Source organism: Streptomyces sp. IBSNAI002, from assembly GCF_052244475.1.
GTDB lineage: Bacteria > Actinomycetota > Actinomycetes > Streptomycetales > Streptomycetaceae > Streptomyces.
Map to the genome: position 1 here is coordinate 6,833,539 of NZ_JBQPXG010000002.1, position 17,556 is coordinate 6,851,094.

Here is a 17,556-nt window from a genome sequence, read left to right on the forward strand (position 1 = left end):
CTACGCCGCCCGCCGTGCCGTCCGCCGTGGCCTCCGGCCCATGCCCGACCCTACCCGGGGCCGCGCCGGCCCGGTCAGGGGACCGGCGGGGCGGACAGGCGGTGGGCGTCCCGGGCCAGGGTGAGGGCCACCAGGTCGTGGGGGCGGGAGAGGGAGCGGGAGGTCAGGTGCTCCAGGCGGCGGAGGCGGTTGAACACCGTGTTGCGGTGGCAGTACAGGCGGGTCGCGGCCCGCCCGGCGGAGCCCTCCGCCGCCAGCCATGCGTCGAGGGTCTCCAGCAGCACCGCCCGGTCCGCCGGGTCCAGCTCCAGCAGGGGGCCCAGGACCGCCTGGACCAGCTCGCCCGCCAGCTCCGGCTGCCCCACGACCAACGCCGTCGGCAGCCGCTGCGACAGCCGGACCAGCGACCGCTCCTCCGCACCGCAGGTGGCCAGCGCCGTCTCGGCCAGCCGCCGCGCCCGGCCCAGCTCCGCCAGCCCGTCCACCACCGGGCTGATCCCGCCGGGCCCGTGGCAGCGGTCCGCCAGTTCCGCCGCCAGCTCCTCCGGGGAGGACGACCCGAGGGCCACCACCGCCAGCTCCTGCTCCGCCCGCATCCGCCAGAACAGCCGCATCCCGCCCACCGCCGCCACCCGGTGCACCGAGTCCCGCCGGTCCACGGGGAGCACGACCACCGCGTACCGCCCCTGCTCCGGCAGGTCCAGGCCCGCCGCCGCCCGCGCCGCCAGCCCCGGCACCGCGTCCCCCTGGAGCAGCGCGTCCAGCAGGGCCTGCACCCGCTCGTCGCTGCGCCGGCGCATCTCCCGCTCGCCCGCCCGGTAGGCCTCCGCCGTCGTCGCGGCCTGCTGCTCGATCCCCGCCCACATCGCCCCGGCCGTCCGCGCCAGCACCGGCAGCGCGTCCGGGTCCTCCTCGGTGACGATGTCCAGCAGCGCGTCCCAGGTCAGCCGCCCCGCGCGCCGGTACGCGTACAGCAACAGGTCCAGCGGCAGCCCCTGTTCGGCCCGGCGCCGCCCCAGCTCCTCCGCGTACACGAGATCCTTGCGCGTGTCCGAGCGGCGGGCGGCGAAGGCCTCGATGCCGTAGCGCATGGCCTCGCTGATCTGCTGCCAGTGCTCGTCCCGCGGTACCACCAGGTCGTACAGCGGCGAATGCCGTGCCAGATCGCCGATCAGCTGCTCGGTCAGCTCCGGGACGCGCCCCAGCAGCACCTCGGCCGCCGTCAGCAGCACCGACCACTCCGCTTCCGTACGCGCCCTGCGTCCGCCCATGGCCGCAGAGGATGTCATCCGCGGCCCACCGGCGTAAGGGGCCCCGTCCACAGGTCTGTGCCGTTGCACAACCGGACCCCACCCCCGGCTGGTCATCGGCAGCGATTCCGGTTCTGGCCGTGGACGGCCGCTCCGCCCGGTGCTGGTCTGTGCGCCAGCACAACGCCGGCCCAACGCCGGTACAGCGCCCGGACAGGGCCTGGCAGTGGGAGGGGAAGTGGGAGGGGAAGTGGCCTCGCTCCAAGTGCGCGAGCTGTCCGTCGGCTACGGGCCGGTCCGGGCGCTGCGCGCCGTGTCGCTCGACGTGCCCGAGGGCGCCGTGGTCGTCGTACTCGGCGGGAACGGCGCGGGCAAGACGACCCTGCTGCGGGCGGTGTCCCGCACGCTCGCCTTCCACCGCGGCGCCGTCACCGGCGGCACCGTGACCTTCGACGGCATGCCGCTGGACGGACTCGCACCGGCCCGGGCGGTGGCCGCCGGAGTGGTGCAGGTCCCCGAAGGGCGCCAGGTGTTCGCCCGGATGAGCGTCGCGGACAACCTGCGGGCGGGCACCCTCGGGGCCCGGGCCGGCTCCCGCGCCGACACCGCCCGCTCGCTGGCCCGCGTCCACGAACTCTTCCCGGTCCTCGCCAAACGGTCCCGGCAGCGGGCCGGCCTGCTCTCCGGCGGGGAGCAGCAGATGCTGGCCCTGGGCCGCGCCCTGATGGCCCGCCCCCGGCTGCTGCTCCTGGACGAGCCCTCCCTGGGCCTGGCGCCGAAGATGGCCGCGACGATCGCCGCGACCATCACCGAGATCAACGCCGCGGGCACCTCGGTGCTGCTCGTGGAGCAGAACGCCGCCCTCGCGCTGCGTCTCGCCTCCCACGCGTACGTCCTGGAGGTCGGCGAGGTCACCCTGTCCGGCCCGGCCGCGGAGCTGGCCGCCTCGGACGAGGTGCGCCGCCGCTACCTCGGCATCACCGACGGGGACACCCCGCCCGCACGGCCGGCCCACACCCTGCGCAGGTGGTCGGCATGACGGGGACACCGCCGCTCACGGTCACCGACGTCACGGTCCGCTTCGCCGGTCTCACCGCACTCGACCGGGTCTCCTTCACCGTCGAGCCCGGCAGTCTGCACGCCGTCATCGGCCCCAACGGCGCCGGCAAGTCCACCTGCTTCAACGTCCTGTCCGGGGTCTACCGCGCCGCGTCGGGCAGTGTCCGATTCGGCACCGCCGAGCTCACCGGCCTGGCCCCGCACGCCGTCGCCGCGCTCGGCATCGCCCGCACCTTCCAGAACCTGGCCCTGCCCCCGCACACCACGGTCGCCGACAGCCTGCTGCTCGGCCGCCACCGGCTGATGCGCTCCGGGTTCCTCGCGGCCGGGCTGCGGCTGCCTTCCGCCGTCCGAGAGGACCGCCGGCACCGCGAACGGGTCCGCGAGATCGCCGCCTTCGTCGGCCTGGGGTCCGACCTGGCCGCGCCCGCGGGCTCCCTCCCGTACGGGAAACAGAAACTCGTCGAGCTGGCCCGGGCCCTGTGCATGGAGCCCCGGCTGCTCCTGCTCGACGAACCCGTCGCGGGGATGACGGCCGACGAACGGCAGCGCACCGCCGCCGTCATCGCCGGTGTGCGCGACGGCCTCGGCATATCGATCGTGCTGGTCGAACACGACATGGGGGTGGTGATGCGGCTCGCGGACGCGGTGACCGTACTCGACTTCGGCAGACGGATCGGCGGCGGGACCCCCGCCCAGGTGCAGAGCGACCCGGCGGTCGTCCGCGCCTACCTCGGCGAGGAGGACCCGGCCGCGTGACCACCTTCCTGGAACTGCTGCTCGGCGGCCTCTCCATGGGCTCCGTGTACGCCCTGATCGCACTCGGCTTCGTGGTGATCTTCAAGGCCACCGAGGTCGTCAACTTCGCCCACGCCTCGCTCCTCCTGGCGGGCGGCTGGGTCACCGCCGTCCTGCACGAGGACATCGGCTTCTGGCCCGCCCTGGCCGCCGGCATCGGCGCCGCGGCCGCCGTCGGCGCGGGGGTGGAGTTCCTGGTGATGCGCCGCTACCGCGGCCAGGACCAGAGCGTCCTCGCCATCGTCACCATCGGCGTGGACATCCTGATCACCACCGACCTCACCCGCCGCATCGGTACGGACGTCCTCGCCCTCGGCGACCCGTGGGGCGACGCCGTGGTCCACCTCGGCCCGGTCACCCTCCCGCAGACCCGGATCGCGGCCTTCGTCTCGGCCGCCCTCCTGATCGGCGCGTTCCTGCTGCTCTTCCGGTACACCGCCTGGGGGGTGGCCATGCGCGCCGCCGCCGAGAAGCCGGAGACCGCCGCGCTGATGGGCGTCAGGCTGGGCCGGGTCTCCCTGGCGGCCTGGGCGGTCGCCGGGGCGCTGGCCGCCGTGGCCGCCCTCTTCCTCACCGTCTTCCCCACCCCCGGCCTGGAACGGGCCACCTCGCTGGCCGCCCTCAAGGCCTTCCCCGCGGCCATCCTCGGCGGCCTCGACTCCACCACCGGAGCCCTCGCCGGCGGCCTGATCGTCGGCGTCACCGAGGCCATGGCCACCGGCTACCAGGGCCAGCTCGCCTTCCTCGGCCGCGGTATCGGCGACCTCGCCCCGTACCTGGTCATGGTCGTGGTCCTGCTGCTGCGCCCGGCGGGCCTCTTCGGAACGAAGGAGCCCGCCCGTGTCTGACACCCCGCGCCCCGCCCTGCGGCGGCCGGTCCCGGCGCGCCTGGCCCTGCGGCGCCCCGCCCCGGCGCGCCTGGTGCTGTGGGCCGCCGGAGCCGCCGTGCTCCTCGCGCTGCCCTTCTACCTGGAGCGCTTCTGGCTCCAGGCCGGGCTGTTCGCCATCGCCGCGGGCATCGGCGCCATCGGCCTCAACCTGCTCACCGGCGCCACCGGCCAGCTCTCCATGGGGCACGCCTTCTTCCTCGCCGTCGGCGCGTACGGCTACTGCGCCCTGGCCGGGGACGGCGGACGCTCCGGCGGCCACGAGCTCGTCGGCCTCGGCCTGCCCAGCTGGCTGGCGGCCGTGATCGCCGTCGCCCTCGCCGGGGCCGCCGGCGGGCTCTTCAGCCCCATCGCCGGCCGGCTGCGCGGCGCCTATCTCGGCATCGCCACCCTCGCGCTGATCTTCATCGGCCAGCACGTCCTGTTCAACGCCACCCCGCTCACCGGCGGGTTCAACGGCCGCGCCGTCGAGCCCCTCTCCCTCCTCGGGATCACCTTCGACGACACCGAGACCGTGATCGCCGCCGTCCCCTTCCAGTCCGCCGAGAAGCTCTGGTACGTCGCCCTCGCCGCGCTCCTGGCCTGCGCCCTCTTCGCCCGCGGCATCCTGCGCGGGCGCCCGGGCCGCGCCATGAACGCCATCCGGGACCACACCATCGCCGCCGGCGTCATGGGCGTCCCCGTGGCCCGCTACCGCGCCGCCGTCTTCGTCGTGTCGTCCATGTACGCGGGCCTGGCGGGGGTCCTGCTCGCCCTGGTCTTCCAGCGCACCGTGCCCGACTACTTCGGCATGGTCCTGTCCCTCGAATACCTCGCCATGATCGTGATCGGCGGCCTCGGCACGGTGGCGGGCGCCGTCATCGGCGCCGGGTTCGTCTCCCTGCTGCCCCAGCTGCTCACCCGGTACAGCGACGCCCTCCCCCTCGTCGCCGCCCCCGGCGCCGGCGGGGTCTCCCCGGGAGAGGCGTCGCGCTATCTGTACGGCGCGGCCGTCGTCGCCGTCGTCCTGTTCCTCCCGGGCGGCCTCGCCCGGATCCGCCCGACCCGACCCCCGAAGGAGTCAGCGTGACCAGACCCGGCACGGACAAGCGAGCGCGCCTCGGTATGGCGGCCCTCGCGGCCGCGCTCCTCCTCACCGGAGCCGCCGGATGCAGCGGCAAGGCGGGCTCCGGCACCGAGGACAAGCAGGCCGAGGGCGGGGTCAAGACCGGCAAGGGGGTCACCGCCACCGCCATCAGGCTCGGCGCCCTCACCGACATGACCGGCGTCTACGCCTCCCTCGGCAAGAGCGTCACCCAGGCCCAGCAGCTCTGGATCAAGCAGGCCAACGCCGCGGGCGGCATCTGCGGCCGGCAGCTGGAGCTGACGGTCCGCGACCACGGCTACGACCCGCAGAAGGCCCTCGCCGGCTACACCGAGCTGGAGCCCGAGGTGCTCGGCTTCGCCCAGTTCATCGGCTCCCCGTTCGTCGCCGCCGCCAAGGACCGCATCGACGGCCAGGACAAGGGCCTGGTCATCCCGCAGGCCTGGTCCGCGTCGCTGCTGGGCAGCCCGGCCATCCGTACGGTGGGGGCCACGTACGACATCGAGACGGTCAACGCCGTCGGCTACCTCCTCGACCAGAAGCGCATCGCCTCCGGGGACAAGATCGGGCACGTGTACTTCGAGGGCGACTACGGCGAGAACGCCCTGGAAGGCGCCAAGCACGCGGCGAAGGAGGCCGGGCTCACGGTCGTCGAGCAGAAGATCAAGCCCACCGACAACGACATGTCGGCCCAGGTGGCGGCCCTCAAGCAGGCCGGGGTCAAGGCCGTGGTGATCAGTGCGGGCCCGCGGCAGGCGGCGTCGCTGGTGGGGGTCGCCGCGGCCGGCGGCTGGAACGTGCCGGTGGTCGGCAACAACTCGGCCTTCTCCCCGCAGCTGCTCGCCACCCCGGCGGGCGCGGCCCTGCAGAAGGACTACTACGTCGCGGCGTCCAGCCTCCCCATCGGCGCCCCGGAGGCGGGCCCGGCGGCCCTGGCAGCGGCCTACAAGGAGGCCTACCCGGGCGCGGGGCTCGACAACGGCGTGGTGGCCGGCTACACGGCCGCCGCGGTCTACGGCGAGGCCCTGAAGAAGGCCTGCGCGGACAAGGACCTCACCCGGGAGGGCGTCGGCAAGGCCCTGCTGACCCTGAAGGCGTACGACAGCGGCTTCGGCATCACCCACGACTTCTCGGACCCGAAGGCCCCCTCCACCCGGCAAAGCGTGATCATGAAACCGGACGAGCAGACCCCGGGCGGCCTGAAGGTGGTCAAGGAAGCCGCCGTGGCCCCCGCGGCCGAGAAGTACACCCCGGCGGGCTGAGGATCCGGCCTCACACGACGAGAGGGCCCCGGATGCCACTGGCATCCGGGGCCCTCTCGTCGTGTGAGGCTCAGCGCAGCGTGGTGGCGCGCGCCTCGCGACGGTTGTGCCGGAAGGTGTTCGCCCGCCGGGTCGTCGCGAACAGCGGAATCGTCGCCGCCATCGCGATCTGCAGCGCGCAGCCGGTCTGGAGCAGCAGCTGTCCGCCCGGGGCGTCGAACGCCCAGGCCGCCAGCAGCCCCATCGCACCGATGATCCAGCAGAGCATCGCCACCGCGAGGACACCCCGCGGCTTGGGGTACTCGACCCGGCTCACCATCAGCCAGGCCACACCGATGATCGCGAGCAGCGTCGGGACGAACGGCAGCTCCAGCAGCACGATCGAGACGACCGTCAGCGCGCCGAAGGGGCTCGGCATGCCCTGGAACATGCCGTCCTTCATGGTCACGCAGCTGAATCTCGCGAGTCTGAGCACCACGGCCAGCAGGACCACGATCGCGGCCAGCGCCGACATCTTCTGCACCGCGTCGTCGGCGACCATGCCGTAGACGAGGACGAAGTACGCGGGAGCCAGGCCGAAGCTGATCAGGTCGGACAGGTTGTCCAGCTCGGCGCCCATCGGCGAGCTGCGCAGCTTGCGGGCCACGATGCCGTCGAAGAGGTCGAAGACCGCGGCGAGCAGCATCAGTATCACTGCCGTCGCGGCGCTGTTGCGGGCCATGCCCGACTCGCCACTGCCGGTGAGGTGCGGGATGAGGATTCCGGTGGTGGTGAAGTACACCGCCATGAATCCGCACGTCGCGTTGCCGAGGGTGAGGGTGTCCGCTATCGACAGCCGCAGCGAGAGCGGCATGTCGTCCTCGGCGGACTCCTCCTCGGCGGGCTCGGGCACCCAGCCGGCTGCCGGAGTCTCAGGGTCAGTCACGGTCAATTCGTGTCACCCCCGCGGTGGTGGCCTGACCGACCTCGACCGCGACCTCGACGCCCTCGGGGAGGTAGATGTCGACGCGGGAGCCGAAGCGGATCAGACCGATCCGTTCGCCCTGCTCGACCTTGGTTCCGGCCGGCAGGTACGGCACGATGCGCCGGGCGACTGCACCGGCGATCTGCACCATCTCGATGTCACCGAGCTCGGTGTCGAAGTGCCAGACAACGCGCTCGTTGTTCTCGCTCTCCTTGTTGAACGCCGGGACGAATCCGCCGGGGATGTGCTCCACGGACGTCACCGTGCCCGCCAGGGGCGCGCGGTTGACGTGGACGTTCAGCGGGCTCATGAAGATCGCGACCCGGGTCCGTCCGTCCTTCCACGGCATGATGCTCTGCACCACACCGTCGGCGGGGGAGATGACACGGCCCTGGGCGATCTCGCGCTCGGGGTCGCGGAAGAACCACAGCATGCCCGCCGCGAGCGCGGTGGTGGGCACGGCCGCCGCGGCCCAGCGCCCGGACTTGCGAGCCCGGGTCAGGCTGAGCGCCGCGGTGGCGAGGGTCGGCAGAAGCCACGGCGATGCTCCGCGCGCGAGGCGTACGCCACGGAGGCTGTCGCGAGGTGCAGAGGTTTGGCTGTGGGGCATGGATGACCTTCGTAGCGGGTGATTGCCGCGCCGCAAACGGGGGGACGGGACGGCGGCTTTACTGGAATGCTATCGGTTGCACGCAACAACTGGGCAAGCCAGAAGCCGAGTCGATGTCCATCAGCCAGTGACTGCTAGTGACTCTTTCGCGGCGAATCGGTGGATGATCCGCCGCAAAAGGGACTTTTAGTCCTGGAGTCGGTACTCCTCGAGCAGGCGTCGCCCGATGATCATTTTCTGGATCTCGGCGGTACCTTCACCGATGAGCAGCATCGGAGCCTCCCGGTAGAGGCGCTCGATCTCGTACTCCTTGGAGAACCCGTAGCCGCCATGGATGCGGAATGCGTCCTCCACCACCTCCTTGCAGTACTCGGAGGCGAGGTACTTCGCCATCCCTGCTTCGAGGTCGTTTCGTTCCCCGGAGTCCTTTTTGCGTGCTGCATTGACCATCATCGCATGGGCGGCTTCGACCTTGGTAGCCATCTCGGCCAGCTTGAACTGAATGGCCTGGTGCTCGGCGATCGGCTTGCCGAAAGTGTGACGTTGCTGGGCATAAGAGACACCCAGTTCGAAAGCACGCTGAGCGACACCGCAGCCACGGGCCGCCACGTTGACGCGGCCGACCTCGACCCCGTCCATCATTTGGTAAAACCCTCGGCCGGTCTGGCCGCCGAGGACCCGATTGGCCGGAATGCGCAGTCCGTCCATGATGAGCTCGGTCGTGTCGACGCCCTTGTAGCCCATCTTGTCGATCTTGCCGGGGATCGTCAGACCCGGCCGGACCTCACCGAAGCCCGGCTCCTTCTCGACGAGGAAGGTCGTCATCGACTTGTGGGGCGCCGTGCCGTCGGGGTGTCCTTCGTCACTTCGCACCAGAACGGCCACCAGGGTGGAGCTGCCGCCGTTCGTCAGCCACATCTTCTGCCCGTTCAGGACGTACTCGTCGCCGTCCTTCACCGCCTTGGACGTGATGGCCGACACGTCGGAGCCCAGCGCCGGCTCGGACATGGAGAACGCGCCGCGCACCTCGCCCAGCGCCATGCGGGGGAGGAAGTGGTCCTTCTGCTCCTGCGTGCCGTGCTGCTTGAGCATGTACGCGACGATGAAGTGCGTGTTGATGATGCCCGAGACGGACATCCAGCCGCGCGCTATCTCCTCGACGCACAGCGCGTAGGTGAGGAGCGACTCACCCAGGCCGCCGTACTCCTCCGGGATCATCAGGCCGAAGAGGCCGAGCTCCTTGAGGCCGTCGACGATGTCCTGCGGGTACTCGTCGCGGTGCTCCAGCTGGGTCGCGACCGGGATGATCTCCTTGTCGACGAACTCCCGGACGGTCTTGAGGATCTCCCGCTGGACGTCGGTCAGCCCGGCGGTCTGGGCGAGTCGGGCCATGGCTACTTCCCCTGTTCCTTCAGCTGCGGGCGGCCGGGCTGCTCGCCGCCGCGCTCCTTGATGTACGTCTCGGTCGGGACCATCACCTTGCGCCGGAAGACGCAGACGAGGGTGCCGTCCTGCTTGTAGCCCTTGGTCTCGACGTAGACGATGCCGCGGTCGTTCTTCGACTTCGACGGGGTCTTGTCGAGGACCGTGGTCTCGCCGTAGACCGTGTCGCCGTGGAAGGTCGGCGCCACGTGCCGCAGGGACTCGATCTCCAGGTTGGCGATGGCCTTGCCCGAGACGTCCGGCACGGACATGCCGAGCAGCAGCGAGTAGATGTAGTTGCCCACCACCACGTTCTTGCCGAAATCGGTGGTGTTCTCGGCGTAGTTGCTGTCCATGTGGAGCGGGTGGTGGTTCATGGTCAGCAGACAGAAGAGGTGGTCGTCGTACTCCGTGACCGTCTTCCCGGGCCAGTGCTTGTAGACCGCACCGACCTCGAACTCCTCGTACGTGCGTCCGAACTGCATGGTCCTAGGCCTCCGGGATCTCGAACTTGCCGGTGCGCTGCATTCCCGCGGCGCGCCCCTTGCCCGCGATGACCAGGGCCATCTTGCGGCTGGCCTCGTCGATCATCTCGTCGCCGAGCATCGCGGAGCCCTTCTTGCCGCCGGCCTCCGAGGTGCACCAGTCGTACGCGTCGAGGATCAGCTCGGCGTGGTCGTAGTCCTCCTGGGAGGGGGAGAAGACCTCGTTGGCCGCGTCGACCTGGCCCGGGTGCAGCACCCACTTGCCGTCGAAACCGAGGGCCGCGGCGCGGCCGGCGACGGCGCGGAACCCGTCCACGTTCTTGATCTGGAGGTAGGGGCCGTCGATCGCCTGGAGGTTGTTCGCGCGGGCCGCCATCAGGATCTTCATCAGGATGTAGTGGTAGGCGTCCGCCGGGTAGCCGGGCGGCTGCTCGCCGACGACCAGGGACTTCATGTTGATCGAGGCCATGAAGTCGGCCGGGCCGAAGATGATGGTCTCGATGCGCGGCGAGGCCTGGGCGATGGCGTTGACGTTGTTCAGGCCCTGGGCGTTCTCGATCTGGGCCTCGATGCCGATCTTGCCGACCTCGAAGCCCATGGTCTTCTCGATCTGCGTGAGCAGCAGGTCCAGCGCGACGACCTGGTCGGCGGTCTGCACCTTCGGCAGCATGATGCAGTCGAGGTTCTGGCCCGCGCCCTCGACGACGGTGACCACGTCCCGGTAGGTCCACTGGGTGGTCCAGTCGTTGACGCGCACGACCCGGGTCTTGCCGGTCCAGTCACCCTCGTTGAGGAACTTCACGATGGTGTGCCGGGCCTCGGGCTTGGCCAGCGGCGCGCAGGCGTCCTCCAGGTCCAGGAACACCTGGTCGGCCGGCAGGCCCTGGGCCTTCTCCAGGAACCGCGGGTTGGAGCCCGGCACCGCGAGGCAGGAGCGACGCGGGCGAAGACGGTTGACCGGGTGGACTGGCGTGGTCATGCGGGGACCTCCGTGCTTGCAAGGATTTCGAGAGGGGCGAGTTTGTTGGCTTTGCGGATCTCGTCGACGATACGTCCGATGATCTCCGTGATGCCGAAGTCCTTCGGCGTGAACACGGCGGCCACGCCGGCCGCCTTGAGCGTCACGGCATCCGCGTTCGGAATGATGCCTCCGACGATGACGGGAATGTCACCCGCCCCCGCCGCGCGCAGCCGCTCCAGGACGTCCGGGACCAGTGCGCTGTGGGAGCCGGACAGGATGGACAGTCCCACGCAGTGCACGTCCTCGGCCAGCGCCGCGGAGGAGATCTCCTCGGGCGTCAGCCGGATGCCCTGGTAGACCACCTCGAAGCCGGCGTCGCGGGCCCGGACGGCGATCTGCTCGGCGCCGTTGGAGTGCCCGTCCAGGCCGGGCTTGCCGACCAGCAGGCGCAGCCGCCCCGTGCCCAGCTCGTCGGCCGTGCGGGTCACCTTCTCGCGGACCTCGTGCATCGGCGTGCCGGGCTCGGCGGTGACCGCCACCGGGGCCGAGGAGACCCCGGTCGGGGCGCGGAACTCGCCGAACACCTCGCGCAGGGCGCTCGCCCACTCGCCGGTGGTGACGCCCGCCCGGGCGCACTCCAGGGTGGCTTCCATCAGGTTCTCGGTGCCCGCCGCGGCCTCCTTGAGGCGCTCCAGGGCCTGCCGGGTGGTGGGGAAGACGAACGGGTCGCCGCCCCCCTGCCGCTCCGAGGACTCCTCGCGCTCGGCGCGCCAGCGCACGATGCGCTCGACGGTCAGCGCCTCCACGGCCGGGTCGACCGTCATGATGGCGCCGTCGAGGTCGGCCGTGAGCGGGTTCTCCTCGGTCTGCTGGAAGCAGTTGACGCCGACGATCTTGTCCTCGCCGGCCTCGATCCGCGCCCGCCGCTCGGCGTGCGAGGAGACCAGCTCGCCCTTGAGGTACCCGGACTCGACGGCGGCCATCGCGCCGCCCATCTCCTGGATCCGGTCGATCTCGGCCAGGCAGTCGGCGACCAGGGAGTCGACTTTGGCCTCGACGACGTGGGATCCGGCGAAGATGTCCTCGTACTCCAGCAGGTCGCTCTCGTGGGCGAGGACCTGCTGGATGCGCAGCGACCACTGCTGGTCCCAGGGCCGGGGCAGGCCCAGCGCCTCGTTCCAGGCGGGCAGCTGCACCGCGCGGGCGCGGGCGTCCTTGGAGAGGGTGACGGCCAGCATCTCCAGCACGATCCGCTGGACGTTGTTCTCCGGCTGCGCCTCCGTGAGGCCCAGGGAGTTGACCTGGACCCCGTAGCGGAAGCGGCGCTGCTTGTCGTTCTCGATGCCGTAGCGCTCCCGGGTGACCTGGTCCCAGATGCGGCCGAAGGCGCGCATCTTGCACATCTCCTCGATGAAGCGGACGCCCGCGTTCACGAAGAAGGAGATACGGGCGACCACCTCGCCGAAGCGCTCCTCGGGCACCTGGCCCGAGTCGCGCACCGAGTCCAGCACCGCGATCGCGGTGGACATCGCGTACGAGATCTCCTGTACCGGGGTGGCTCCGGCCTCCTGCAGGTGGTAGCTGCAGATGTTGATCGGGTTCCACTTCGGGATGTGGTTGACCGTGTACGCGATCATGTCCGTCGTCAGGCGGAGCGAGGGCCCCGGCGGGAAGACGTGCGTCCCGCGCGAGAGGTACTCCTTGACGATGTCGTTCTGGGTGGTGCCCTGGAGCCTGGAGACGTCGGCCCCCTGCTCCTCGGCGGCCACCTGGTAGAGCGCCAGCAGCCACATGGCGGTGGCGTTGATCGTCATCGAGGTGTTCATCTGCTCCAGGGGTATGTCCTGGAACAGCCGCCGCATGTCGCCCAGATGGGAGACCGGGACCCCGACCCGTCCCACCTCGCCGCGGGCGAGGATGTGGTCGGGGTCGTAGCCCGTCTGGGTCGGCAGGTCGAAGGCGACCGACAGACCCGTCTGGCCCTTGGCGAGGTTGCGGCGGTACAGCTCGTTGGACGCCTCGGCCGTGGAGTGGCCGGCGTACGTCCGCATGAGCCACGGACGGTCCTTCTGGCGCTCTGTCATCTCAGGCGATCCTTAAGGCCTTTGAGCCGACTCAGACGTTGCGGAAGCGGTTGATCGCGTCGAGGTGCTCGGCGCGCAGCTCGTGGTCGCGGACGCCGAGCCCCTCCTCGGGGGCCAGCGCCAGGACGCCGACCTTGCCCTGGTGGAGGTTGCGGTGGACGTCGTAGGCGGCCTGGCCGGTCTCCTCGAGGGAGTACACCTTCGAGAGGGTGGGGTGGATCTTGCCCTTGGCGATGAGGCGGTTGGCCTCCCAGGCCTCGCGGTAGTTCGCGAAGTGCGAGCCGATGATCCGCTTGAGCGACATCCACAGGTAGCGGTTGTCGTACTCGTGCATGTAGCCGGAGGTCGAGGCGCAGGTGGTGATGGTGCCGCCCTTGCGGGTGACGTAGACCGAGGCGCCGAAGGTCTCGCGGCCGGGGTGCTCGAAGACGATGTCGATGTCCTCGCCGCCGGTCAGCTCGCGGATGCGCTTGCCGAAGCGCTTCCACTCCTTCGGGTCCTGGGTGTGCTCGTCCTTCCAGAACGTGTAGCCCTCGGCGTTGCGGTCGATGACCGCGGTCGCGCCCATGGCCCGGCAGATGTCGGCCTTCTCGGGGCTGGAGACCACGCAGATCGGGTTGGCGCCGCCGGCCAGCGCGAACTGGGTGGCGTAGGAGCCGAGGCCGCCGCTGGCGCCCCAGATCAGGACGTTGTCTCCCTGCTTCATGCCGGCGCCGTTGCGGGAGACCAGCTGGCGGTAGGCGGTGGAGTTGACCAGACCGGGGGAGGCGGCCTCCTCCCAGCTGAGGTGGCCGGGCTTGGGCATCAGCTGGTTCGACTTGACCAGCGCGATCTCCGCCAGGCCGCCGAAGTTCGTCTCGAAGCCCCAGATGCGCTGCTCGGGGTCGAGCATCGTGTCGTTGTGGCCGTCGGAGGACTCCAGCTCGACCGAGAGGCAGTGCGCGACGACCTCGTCGCCGGGCTGCCAGGCGTTGACGCCGGGCCCGGTGCGCAGCACGACGCCCGCGAGGTCGGAGCCGATGACGTGGTACGGCAGGTCGTGGCGCTTGCTGAGGTCGCTGAGCTTGCCGTAGCGCTCCAGGAAGCTGAAGGTGGAGACCGGCTCGAAGATCGAGGTCCACACCGAGTTGTAGTTGACCGACGAGGCCATGACGGCCACCAGGGCCTCGCCCGGGCCGAGTTCCGGCAGCGGGACCTGGTCGAGGTGCAGGGACTTGCGCGGGTCCTTCTCGCGGGTGGTGAGCCCGGCGAACATCTCCGCCTCGTCCTTGTGCACGGTGACCGCGCGGTACGAGTCGGGGAGCGGCAGGGCCGCGAAGTCGGCGGCCGTAGCGGCCTGCGACTGGATCGCGTCCAGGATGTCCTTCACGGTAGAGCCTCCGGCTAGCGCTGATGAGGGTGCGCTGAGGTAAACGGGGTGCGTGGAGCGGGAGCGGGTGTGCCGTCGGTCCGGCTGGTGCTGTGGTGCTGGCGACGCCTGTGGTGCGGCGTGCGGTGCCTGGTGACGCAGGCATCCGGGGCGCGTTCCGTGCCGAGTGGGCGTGGGCCGCGGGGACATCCGGACGAGATTCAACGTATGGCACCCCGTGTCACCCGGCAAGGCACCGCGTGCCAAAACTTTCTCTCATTTGCCGATTGACCTGCACGGATGAGCGATGATCGATCAGAGTTACCCGAGAGTAGGGGCAAGCCGGACATACGCAGAGGGCCGCCCCCGGAACGGGGGCGGCCCTGTGTGACGAGGATCGCGCGCGGCGCCGTGCCGCGTGCTGCTCTCGGGTTACGTGGTGCGCAGTGCTTCCTCGATGGTCCGCATGACCTCGTCCAGCGGGGCGTCGGTCCGGGCCACCGCCACCAGCACCTCGCCCTGCGTGCGGACGGCGGCCGGCGCGGACGGCGCCGCGGCGGTCAGGGAGCGGCCGGCGCCGATCCCCGTGCCGAAGGTCTTGCGCACGATCCCGAAGGCGTGGTCCAGCTGAGCCTCCACGTCGCCCTGGCCGCCCGCCCGCAGCCAGCGCCGCAGCACGTGGTTGTGCGCCGTCACCACGGCGGAGGCGGCCACCTCGGCCAGCAGCGGGTCGTCGTTGCCGTCGTGGTGGTCCTGCTCGTCGAAGTGCGCCAGCAGGTAGCGGGTGAACAGCCGCTCGTAGCGCGCCACCGAGGCGATCTCCCGCTCCCGCAGCGCCGGCACCTCGCGGGTCAGCCGGTAGCGCTCCACCGACACCGCGGGCGAGGCGGCGTACATCTTCATGACTTCCTTGATCCCCCGGCACACCGTGTCGAGCGGGTGCTCGTGGGCCGGGGCCGCGTCGAGGACGGCCTCGGCGCGGGTCAGGGTGTCGTCGTGGTCCGGGAAGATCGCCTCTTCCTTGGACCGGAAGTGCCGGAAGAAGGTGCGGCGGGCCACCCCGGCGGTCGCGGCGATCTCGTCGACCGTCGTCGCCTCGTACCCCTTGGTCGCGAACAGCTCCATCGCGGCCGTGGCCAGCTCGCGGCGCATCTTGAGCCGCTGGGCGGCCGCCTTGGTGCCGGCGGTGCTCTCCTGCGGATCGGAGGCCGCGGCGGCGCGGGACGAGGTCTTGGCGGGCTGGGACATAGAGCGAACGTACTTCATCTGCGCACCTGAGCGCGCCCGAGGGGGGTGGGACGGGGGTGGATGCGGGGGAGGACCGGCACTGGGCACACAGTGCTCGTCGGGAGGGTTCGCCCACCGTGAGGGTCCGGCGGGCCCGAGGAGCCCTCCCCACGCATCCGGCTCGTGGCCCGGCCTGTGGTTACCGGCGGGCGTACTCACGGAATCCGCGGCCGGTCTTCCGGCCCAGGCAGCCCGCCGCCACCAGGTGCTCGAGCAGCGGGGACGGGGCCAGGCCCGGGTCGCGGAACTCCTTGTGGAGGACCTTCTCGATGGCCAGCGAGACATCGAGGCCGACCACGTCGAGGAGCTCGAAGGGCCCCATCGGGTACCCGCCGCCCAGCTTCATCGCCGCGTCGATCTGGTCGAGGCTCGCGTAGTGCTGCTCGACCATCTTGATCGCGTTGTTGAGGTACGGGAACAGCAGGGCGTTCACGATGAACCCGGCCCGGTCCCCGCAGTCCACCGGGTGCTTGCGCACCTTGACGCAGATCTCGCGGACCGTGGCGTGCACGTCGTCGGCCGTCAGGACCGTACGGACCACCTCGACCAGCTTCATCGCCGGGGCCGGGTTGAAGAAGTGCATGCCGATCACGTCCTGCGGGCGCGAGGTCACGCGGGCCACCGCGATCACCGGCAGCGAGGAGGTGGTCGTCGCCAGCACGGCGCCCGGCTTGCAGATCTTGTCCAGGGCCGCGAACAGCTCCTGCTTGACGGCGAGGTCCTCGGCCACGGCCTCCACGGCCAGGTCCACCTCGGCGAAGGCGTCCAGCGAACCGGCCGGGGTGATCCGGCCCAGGGTCTGCGCGGCGGCCTCCTCGGTCAGCCGGCCCTTGGACACCGCACGGCCCAAGGACTTGCCGATCGAGGCCTTCGCCGCGTCCGCCTTCTCCTGGCTGCGGGCGGCCAGCACCACGTCGAAGCCGGACTGCGCGAAGACCTGCGCGATCCCGCTCGCCATCGTGCCCGAGCCGGCCACGCCGACCGAGCGGACCGGACGCCCCGCGCCCAGCAGGGACTGCTCCGGCGGGGTCTGCTGGTCGCGGACCACCGCCGAGCTGCCCGGACCCTCGTACGTGTAGAAGCCGCGTCCGGCCTTCTGCCCGGTCAGGCCCGCCTCCGCGAGCTGGCCCAGGATCGGGGCCGGGGCGTGCAGCCGGTCGCCGGAGGAGGCGTACATGGCCTCCAGGACGGTGCGCGCCGTGTCCACGCCGATCAGGTCGAGCAGCGCCAGCGGCCCCATGGGCAGACCGCAGCCGAGCCGCATCGCCGCGTCGATGTCCTCGCGGGAGGCATACTTCGCCTCGAACATGGCGGCGGCCTGGTTGAGGTAGCCGAAGAGCAGGCCGTCGGCGACGAAGCCGGGGCGGTCGCCGACCGCGACCGGCTCCTTGCCGAGCTCGCGGGCCAGCCCGGTGACCGCCTCGACGGCCGGCGGGGCCGTCAGCACGCAGGAGACGACCTCGACCAGCTTCATCGCCGGGGCCGGGTTGAAGAAGTGCAGGCCCAGCACGCGCTCGGGGCGCTGGGACTCGGCGGCGAGCCGGGTCACCGACAGGGCGTTGGTCCCGGTGGCCAGGATCGTGTCGGGCCGGACGATCGCGTCGAGCTCGCGGAAGACCTGCTGCTTGAGCTCGTACGACTCCGGCACGACCTCGATGACGAGATCGGCCTCGGCGGCGGCGCCCAGATCGGTGAAGGTGCGGAAGCGGGCGAGCACCTCCGCCCGCTCCTGCTCGGTGAGGCGCTCCCGGGTGACGGAGCGCGCGGTGGCCGCCGCGAGCGCGGCCGCGGCCCGGCGGGCTGCGGCCTCGCTGACGTCGATGCCGATGACCTCGCGGCCGGCGCGGGCCAGGACCTCGGCGATGCCGGTGCCCATCGTGCCGAGGCCGACGACGGCGATGGTCTGGAGGGTGGGGTGACTGGACTGACGGTCCATCGAGGGACTCCAGTGGAAGAGGGTGACGACTGAGGGGCGCGCGCCGCACAGCGCGCGCGGATGCCGGTCCCTGCGCGCGGGAGGCCGCGGGGATGACGGCGTGGAATGCCGTGGGGCGA

Annotated in this window: 15 protein-coding genes; 5 read left to right on the forward strand and 10 right to left on the reverse strand. The window is 71.2% G+C overall.

Annotated elements, in window-relative coordinates; all coding sequences use genetic code 11:
• Positions 1–74: 74 nt before the first annotated feature.
• Positions 75–1,271, reverse strand: coding sequence for a PucR family transcriptional regulator (locus ACTVZO_RS32235; RefSeq protein ID WP_443301677.1), 1,197 nt, complete (start codon positions 1,269–1,271; stop codon positions 75–77).
• Between the two features lie 229 nt (positions 1,272–1,500).
• Between ACTVZO_RS32235 and ACTVZO_RS32240 the strand changes: the two genes are divergently transcribed.
• The 5 genes from ACTVZO_RS32240 to ACTVZO_RS32260 are packed head-to-tail and all read left to right on the forward strand — an operon-like array spanning position 1,501 to position 6,340.
• A complete protein-coding gene (locus ACTVZO_RS32240; protein WP_443303335.1) occupies positions 1,501–2,289 on the forward strand; it encodes an ABC transporter ATP-binding protein in 789 nt (262 codons plus the stop codon).
• Positions 2,286–3,068 carry an ABC transporter ATP-binding protein gene (locus ACTVZO_RS32245; protein WP_443301678.1) on the forward strand — a complete coding sequence of 261 codons (783 nt, stop codon included), beginning with the start codon at positions 2,286–2,288 and terminating at the stop codon, positions 3,066–3,068. The genes ACTVZO_RS32240 and ACTVZO_RS32245 overlap by 4 nt, the downstream gene beginning before the upstream one ends.
• Positions 3,065–3,955 carry a branched-chain amino acid ABC transporter permease gene (locus tag ACTVZO_RS32250; protein WP_443301679.1) on the forward strand — a complete coding sequence of 297 codons (891 nt, stop codon included), beginning with the start codon at positions 3,065–3,067 and terminating at the stop codon, positions 3,953–3,955. The genes ACTVZO_RS32245 and ACTVZO_RS32250 overlap by 4 nt, the downstream gene beginning before the upstream one ends.
• Complete coding sequence (locus tag ACTVZO_RS32255) at positions 3,948–5,063, forward strand: branched-chain amino acid ABC transporter permease (protein ID WP_443301680.1); 1,116 nt, start codon at positions 3,948–3,950, stop codon at positions 5,061–5,063. Before ACTVZO_RS32250 ends, ACTVZO_RS32255 begins: the two co-directional genes overlap by 8 nt.
• 35 nt (positions 5,064–5,098) lie before the next feature.
• The gene (locus ACTVZO_RS32260; protein WP_443303337.1) at positions 5,099–6,340 is read left to right on the forward strand and encodes an ABC transporter substrate-binding protein; all 1,242 of its coding nucleotides are present in this window, start codon (positions 5,099–5,101) and stop codon (positions 6,338–6,340) included.
• 70 nt (positions 6,341–6,410) lie between these two features.
• Here ACTVZO_RS32260 and pssA read toward each other — a convergent pair whose 3' ends face one another.
• From pssA to ACTVZO_RS32305, 9 genes are all read right to left on the reverse strand, one after another.
• Positions 6,411–7,271 (reverse strand): CDP-diacylglycerol--serine O-phosphatidyltransferase, encoded by an 861-nt coding sequence (gene pssA / locus ACTVZO_RS32265; RefSeq protein WP_436844276.1) that lies wholly within the window; start codon positions 7,269–7,271, stop codon positions 6,411–6,413.
• Positions 7,258–7,914: a phosphatidylserine decarboxylase gene (locus tag ACTVZO_RS32270; protein WP_069922629.1), complete on the reverse strand. Its 657-nt coding sequence runs from the start codon at positions 7,912–7,914 to the stop codon at positions 7,258–7,260. Before ACTVZO_RS32270 ends, pssA begins: the two co-directional genes overlap by 14 nt.
• A gap of 186 nt (positions 7,915–8,100) precedes the next feature.
• Complete coding sequence (locus ACTVZO_RS32275; RefSeq protein WP_443301681.1) at positions 8,101–9,306, reverse strand: acyl-CoA dehydrogenase family protein; 1,206 nt, start codon at positions 9,304–9,306, stop codon at positions 8,101–8,103.
• 2 nt (positions 9,307–9,308) lie between these two features.
• Positions 9,309–9,821, reverse strand: a complete 513-nt coding sequence (locus ACTVZO_RS32280; RefSeq protein WP_362299656.1) for a MaoC family dehydratase — start codon at positions 9,819–9,821, stop codon at positions 9,309–9,311.
• A gap of 4 nt (positions 9,822–9,825) precedes the next feature.
• Positions 9,826–10,800: an HpcH/HpaI aldolase/citrate lyase family protein gene (locus ACTVZO_RS32285; protein ID WP_443301682.1), complete on the reverse strand. Its 975-nt coding sequence runs from the start codon at positions 10,798–10,800 to the stop codon at positions 9,826–9,828.
• Complete coding sequence (locus tag ACTVZO_RS32290; RefSeq protein ID WP_443301683.1) at positions 10,797–12,866, reverse strand: protein meaA; 2,070 nt, start codon at positions 12,864–12,866, stop codon at positions 10,797–10,799. The genes ACTVZO_RS32285 and ACTVZO_RS32290 overlap by 4 nt, the downstream gene beginning before the upstream one ends.
• A gap of 31 nt (positions 12,867–12,897) precedes the next feature.
• Entirely contained in the window at positions 12,898–14,235 is a 1,338-nt protein-coding gene (gene ccrA, locus ACTVZO_RS32295; RefSeq protein ID WP_443301684.1) for a crotonyl-CoA carboxylase/reductase, read from the reverse strand.
• A 411-nt stretch (positions 14,236–14,646) separates the two neighbouring features.
• Positions 14,647–15,462: a TetR family transcriptional regulator gene (locus ACTVZO_RS32300; protein ID WP_443301685.1), complete on the reverse strand. Its 816-nt coding sequence runs from the start codon at positions 15,460–15,462 to the stop codon at positions 14,647–14,649.
• A 178-nt stretch (positions 15,463–15,640) separates the two neighbouring features.
• The gene (locus ACTVZO_RS32305; RefSeq protein WP_443301686.1) at positions 15,641–17,437 is read right to left on the reverse strand and encodes a 3-hydroxyacyl-CoA dehydrogenase family protein; all 1,797 of its coding nucleotides are present in this window, start codon (positions 17,435–17,437) and stop codon (positions 15,641–15,643) included.
• Positions 17,438–17,556: the final 119 nt, after the last annotated feature.

Bases quoted from the DNA above. Each gene is read 5' to 3' on its own strand.
- ACTVZO_RS32235 (WP_443301677.1), bottom strand. From the start codon at position 1,271: ATGGGCGGACGCAGGGCGCGTACGGAAGCGGAGTGGTCGGTGCTGCTG.
- ACTVZO_RS32245 (WP_443301678.1), top strand. From the start codon at position 2,286: ATGACGGGGACACCGCCGCTCACGGTCACCGACGTCACGGTCCGCTTC.
- ACTVZO_RS32260 (WP_443303337.1), top strand. From the start codon at position 5,099: ATGGCGGCCCTCGCGGCCGCGCTCCTCCTCACCGGAGCCGCCGGATGC.
- ACTVZO_RS32270 (WP_069922629.1), bottom strand. From the start codon at position 7,914: ATGCCCCACAGCCAAACCTCTGCACCTCGCGACAGCCTCCGTGGCGTA.
- ACTVZO_RS32275 (WP_443301681.1), bottom strand. From the start codon at position 9,306: ATGGCCCGACTCGCCCAGACCGCCGGGCTGACCGACGTCCAGCGGGAG.
- ACTVZO_RS32280 (WP_362299656.1), bottom strand. From the start codon at position 9,821: ATGCAGTTCGGACGCACGTACGAGGAGTTCGAGGTCGGTGCGGTCTAC.
- ACTVZO_RS32285 (WP_443301682.1), bottom strand. From the start codon at position 10,800: ATGACCACGCCAGTCCACCCGGTCAACCGTCTTCGCCCGCGTCGCTCC.
- ACTVZO_RS32290 (WP_443301683.1), bottom strand. From the start codon at position 12,866: ATGACAGAGCGCCAGAAGGACCGTCCGTGGCTCATGCGGACGTACGCC.
- ACTVZO_RS32300 (WP_443301685.1), bottom strand. From the start codon at position 15,462: ATGTCCCAGCCCGCCAAGACCTCGTCCCGCGCCGCCGCGGCCTCCGAT.
- ACTVZO_RS32305 (WP_443301686.1), bottom strand. From the start codon at position 17,437: ATGGACCGTCAGTCCAGTCACCCCACCCTCCAGACCATCGCCGTCGTC.